We start from the raw sequence: 5148 nt of genomic DNA on the forward strand, positions 1-5148 counted from the left end.
GTGGACAACCGCGGTCGAAGCTGGAAGCCATGAAAAAGACCTCATTCCCGAAGCAGGACATCAAGGTTCTGCTGCTCGAAGGTGTTGCACAGACTGCTGTCGAAAATTTCCGCGCGGCGGGCTACACGAACATCGAGTTCCACGAGAAATCGCTGCCCGAAGCGGCGCTGATCAAGGCGATTTCCGATGCCCATTTCGTCGGCATCCGCTCGCGCACGCAGCTCACCGCCGAAGTGATCGCCGAAGCGCGCCGGCTGGCCGCGATCGGCTGTTTCTGCATCGGCACCAATCAGGTCGATCTCGCTGCCGCGCAGGCGCGCGGCATTCCGGTGTTCAACGCGCCGTACTCGAACACCCGCTCGGTGGCCGAACTGGTGATCGCCGAGGCGATCATGATGATGCGGCGCATCCCGGAAAAGAACGCCGAATGCCATCGCGGCGGCTGGTCGAAGTCGGCCGTCGGCAGCTTCGAGGTGCGCGGCAAGACGCTGGGCCTGGTTGGCTACGGCCACATCGGCACCCAGGTCGGCGTGCTCGCCGAAAGCCTGGGCCTGCGGGTGATCTATCACGACATCGAAACCAAGCTCGCGCTCGGCAATGCGATGCCGGCGGCCAGCCTCAATGACCTGCTGCATCGCTCGGACATCGTTTCGCTGCACGTGCCGGAAACGCCGGCGACCCGGCTGATGTTCGGCCAGCCCGAAATCACCGCGATGAAGCGCGGCGCGCTGCTGATCAACGCTTCGCGCGGCACCGTCGTCGATATCGATGCGCTGGCCGAAGCACTGCGCAGCGGCCAGGTCGGCGGCGCCGCCGTCGATGTGTTCCCGGTCGAACCGAAGGGCAACGACGACAAGTTCGTCTCGCCGCTGATCGGCATGGACAACGTGATTCTCACGCCGCACATCGGCGGCTCGACCCTGGAAGCGCAGGAAAACATCGGCATCGAAGTGGCGGCCAAGCTGGTTCGCTACAGCGACAACGGCTCGACCTTGTCGGCCGTCAACTTCCCGGAAGTGTCGCTGCCTGAGCATCCGAACAGCCATCGCCTGCTGCACATCCACGAAAACCGTCCGGGCATGCTGTCGCGGATCAACGAACTGTTCTCGGCCGGTGCCGTCAACATCGAAGGCCAGTACCTGCAGACCAGCGGCAACATCGGCTACGTGGTCATCGATATCGCCGCTGCCGACGAGCAAGCCGAAAAGCTGAAGGATCAGCTGGCAGCGATCTCCGGCACCCTGCGGACGCGACTGCTCTACTGAGGGCCGGCTACTGATGATTCGGGCGGAGACAGCGGCATGCGCAATGGATTGCTCCTGCTGCTGTCAGCGCTGGCGATGAGCAGCGCCACGGCGGCACCGAAGGTCGCGCCCTACGGTTCCTGGGCGTCGCCGATCACCTCGGATGCGATCGTCGCCGACTCCCTGAAGCTCGGCCAAGTCGCGCTCGATGGTGACGCCATCTACTGGGTCGAAGGCCGGCCTGCGGAAGGCGGGCGCAACGTATTGATGCTGCAGCGGCCGGATGGTCTCGTTGCTGAAATGACGCCGGCCGCGTTCAACGTCCGCACCCGCGCCCACGAGTACGGCGGCGGCAGTTTCGCGGTTGCCGGCCACATCGCCTATTTCGCCAATTTCAACGATCAGGCGCTGTACCTGCAGCCGCCGGATGGTCCGCCGCAGTTCTTTGCCGCCGAGGCCGGCGCCCGTTTCGCCAACGGCCTGATCGATGGCCCGCGCAGCCGGATGATCGCGGTGCGCGAAGCCCATCCCGAAGACGGCAGCGAAGCGGTCAACACCCTGGTGTCGATCGGCCTCGAAGGCGAACACGTCATTCGAACGCTGGTGCGCGGTGCTGATTTTTACTCGTCGCCCGCCTTGAGCCCGGATGGCCAGCAGCTCGCATGGCTGAGCTGGTCACACCCGAACATGCCCTGGGACGGCACCATCCTGCAGGTCGGCCGCTTCGATGCCGATGGTTTCATCGTCGATATCCGCACGGTGGCGGGCGCAGCGGACGAATCGATCTTCCAGCCCCAATGGTCGCCAAGCGGCGAGCTGGTGTTCGCCTCGGACCGCAGCGGCTGGTGGAACCTGTGCGGCTGGAACGGCAGCAAGACCCGGCTGATCCACGAAGCGCAGGCCGAGTTCGGCGAGCCGCAGTGGGAGTTTGGCATGAGCCGTTACGGCTTCTTGCCAGACGGCCGGATCGTCGCCAGCTACCTTGCCAACGGCATCGCCAAGCTGGCGCTGATCGACAGCAAGACCGGCAAGCTGCAGGACATCCCGACGCCGTTTCACGAGATCAAGGAGCTGCGGGTCGGCAACGGCTTCGCCGTCTTCCTCGGCGGTTCGGACAGCGAAGCGCGTTCGCTGGTGCGGCTGGATCTGAAGACCGGCCGTTTCGAGATCCTGCGTCGCGGCAGCAAGCTGAAAGTCGAACCGGCCTACCTGTCGAAGCCGCAGCCGATCGCCTTCCCGACCACCGGCGGCAAGATCGCTTACGCGTTCCACTACCCGGCAACCAATCCGGCTTACGTCGGCCCGAAAGGCGAGCGCCCGCCGCTGATCGTGCTCAGCCACGGTGGCCCGACCAGCCAGGCAACGCCGACCTTCAACCCGGCGATCCAGTTCTGGACTTCGCGCGGCATCAGCGTCGTCGACGTCAACTACGGCGGCTCCAGCGGCTACGGTCGTGACTACCGGCGTCGGCTCAACAGCAACTGGGGCGTCGTCGACATCGACGATTGCGTCAATGCCGCGAAGTATCTGGTGGCCCAGGGCCTGGCCGATGGTGACCGGCTGGCGATCCGCGGCGGCAGCGCCGGCGGCTACACCACGCTCGGCGCGCTGGCATTCCGGCCCGGCGTGTTCAAGGCCGGCGCCAGCTATTACGGCGTCGGCGATCTCGAAGTGCTGGCCCGCGACACCCACAAGTTCGAATCGCGCTATCTCGACAGCCTGGTCGGCCCGTATCCGGCCGAAAAAGCGTTGTACGCCTCACGCTCGCCGATCAACAGCGTCGACCAGATCGCCAGCGCCCTGATCCTGTTCCAGGGCCTGGACGACAAGGTCGTCCCGCCGAACCAGTCGCAGATGATGTTCGACGCGGTGAAAGCCAAGGGCCTGCCAGTTGCCTATGTCCCATTCCCCGGCGAAGGCCACGGCTTCCGTGCGGCGGCGGCGATCAAGCGCAGCCTGGAAGCGGAGCTGTATTTCTACGGTCGAGTGCTCGGCTTCAAGCCGGCGGATGCGCTGGAAGCGGTGGCGATCGAGAACTTGCCGCCGCCGCCCTGATCGGCGTGCCTGCGCTGCGCGGCTGACCGTAGACTGCCGCTCATGAAGTCATCGAACCGCCTGAAGCGATCGCTGCTGCCGGCCCTGACCGGCGCAGTGAAAACCCGGCTGCGCAACTGGGTGATCGGCGTGTTCCCGCGCAATGCCCAGCTGGCGATCGAGTACGACCAGCCGCTGGGCGATCCCGGCCTGTTCGGGCCGGATTCGGTGACCTGGCGCATCCACGGCGATTTTCCCGCGATGATGGCGGGCGGCATCGGCGCCCTGATGTTGCAGACCCTGCACCCGGCGGCACTCGCCGGCGTCTGGGATCACTCGAATTTCCGTCACGATCTGACTGCGCTGCGCAGCTTCCCGGCGCTGCCGCCACCGAATCCGGTTCGCCGGCCGCCGCGCCGCAAGCAGGCCTGAACCGGTGAACGCGGCGCCGCAGCGCAAGATCGTCCATGTCGACATGGATGCGTTCTATGCGTCGGTCGAGCAGCGCGACGATCCGAGCCTGCGCGGCAAGCCGGTGGTGGTCGCCTGGAAAGGCCAGCGTTCGGTGGTCTGCGCAGCGTCCTACGAGGCGCGCACCTACGGCATCCGCTCGGCGATGCCGGCGATCCGCGCCGAGCGCCTGTGTCCGAACGCGGTGTTCGTGCCGCCGGATTTCGTTCGCTATCGCGCGGTTTCGCGGGCGACGCGGGAGATCTTCGCCCGGCACACCGCGCTGATCGAGCCGCTGTCGCTCGACGAGGCCTATCTCGATGTCACCGAGAACCGGTCCGGCCTCGGCAGCGCCACGGCGGTCGCGGTGGCGATCCGTGATGCGATCCGCGACGAGCTGCAGCTGACCGCCTCGGCCGGCATCGCGCCGAATAAGTTCCTGGCCAAGATCGCTTCAGACTGGCGCAAGCCGGACGGCCAGTACGTGATCCGGCCGCGCGAGGTCGAAGCCTTTCTGGCACCGCTGCCGGTGGCCAAGATTCCTGGGGTCGGCAAGGTCATGAACGGCAAGCTCGAAGCGCTCGGCGTGATCACCGTCGGTGACCTGCGCGGGCTGGAACTGGCGGCGCTGGAAGCGCGTTTCGGCCGCTATGGCCGGCGCCTGTACGAGCTGGCGCGCGGCATCGACGAGCATCCGGTGATCGCTGATCGGCCGGTGATGTCGGTGTCTGCCGAAGACACCTTCGCCGAAGACGTGCCGCTGAGTGCGCTCGAACCGATGATCCGCCGGCTGGCCGAGAAAACCTGGGCGGCGGCGATGAAGACGCCGCGCATCGCGCGCACCGTGGTGCTGAAGCTGAAGACCCGCGAATTCCGCATCCTCACCCGCAGCCTGACGCCGTCGCAGCCGCCGGCAAGCTGCACCGAGCTGACCGACATCGCGCTGGCGCTGTGCGGCCGGGTCGAGGCCGATACGGAGGCGCGCTATCGCCTGGTCGGCGTTGGCCTGAGCAACTTCAGCGAGCCGGATGCGGCGAGCCCGATCAGCCAGCCGGACCTGTTCTCCAGCACTTGAACGGGGGTCTGAGCAGAGCGCATCTGTCAAAGGGCGGCATGCAGCAGAAAGCCGGAAGCTGTGGTCATACTCGCCTCAAGCCTGTTCGCGACGCCGGCGCATCCTGCCGGGCAACGCGGCTCACCGATCTTCGAACCGACATGAAATCCCGCCATCTGCTGCCCGTCGTCACTGGTCTGATGCTGTCTGCCTGCGGGTCCCCGGCCCACGCCGAAGCGACCGCCGACGCGGCCAATCCGCTGATGCAGACCAGCCCGCTGCCGCTGCAGTACCCGCCGTTCGACCAGATCCGCAACGAGCATTTCCTGCCGGCGCTGGAAGCCGGCATGCGCGAGCAACTGGCCG

4 protein-coding genes and 1 pseudogene are annotated in these 5148 nt (G+C 66.3%); all 5 read left to right on the top strand.

The features are described 5' to 3' along the window. Positions 1-29: 29 nt before the first annotated feature. Positions 30-1265 (top strand): phosphoglycerate dehydrogenase, encoded by a 1236-nt coding sequence (gene serA, locus Q0D45_RS20790; RefSeq protein ID WP_293397603.1) that lies wholly within the window; start codon positions 30-32, stop codon positions 1263-1265. A gap of 36 nt (positions 1266-1301) precedes the next feature. Continuing rightward, positions 1302-3299, top strand: coding sequence for a prolyl oligopeptidase family serine peptidase (locus Q0D45_RS20795; RefSeq protein ID WP_293397606.1), 1998 nt, complete (start codon positions 1302-1304; stop codon positions 3297-3299). Between the two features lie 42 nt (positions 3300-3341). Next, positions 3342-3635 (top strand): annotated as a pseudogene (locus Q0D45_RS20800) (oxygenase MpaB family protein); the annotation flags it as partial. Positions 3636-3753: 118 nt separating this feature from the next. Then, positions 3754-4803 (top strand): DNA polymerase IV, encoded by a 1050-nt coding sequence (dinB, locus tag Q0D45_RS20805; protein ID WP_366946517.1) that lies wholly within the window; start codon positions 3754-3756, stop codon positions 4801-4803. 140 nt (positions 4804-4943) lie between these two features. Then, positions 4944-5148 (top strand): hypothetical protein (locus Q0D45_RS20810; protein WP_293397615.1); only part of this gene is annotated, 205 nt, incomplete at its 3' end.

This window comes from Nevskia sp., assembly GCF_023266035.1.
Taxonomy (GTDB): Bacteria; Pseudomonadota; Gammaproteobacteria; order Nevskiales; family Nevskiaceae; genus Nevskia.

Coding starts and splice junctions, on each gene's coding strand:
- serA (WP_293397603.1), top strand. CDS start 30: ATGAAAAAGACCTCATTCCCGAAGCAGGACATCAAGGTTCTGCTGCTC.
- Q0D45_RS20795 (WP_293397606.1), top strand. CDS start 1,302: ATGCGCAATGGATTGCTCCTGCTGCTGTCAGCGCTGGCGATGAGCAGC.
- dinB (WP_366946517.1), top strand. CDS start 3,754: ATGGATGCGTTCTATGCGTCGGTCGAGCAGCGCGACGATCCGAGCCTG.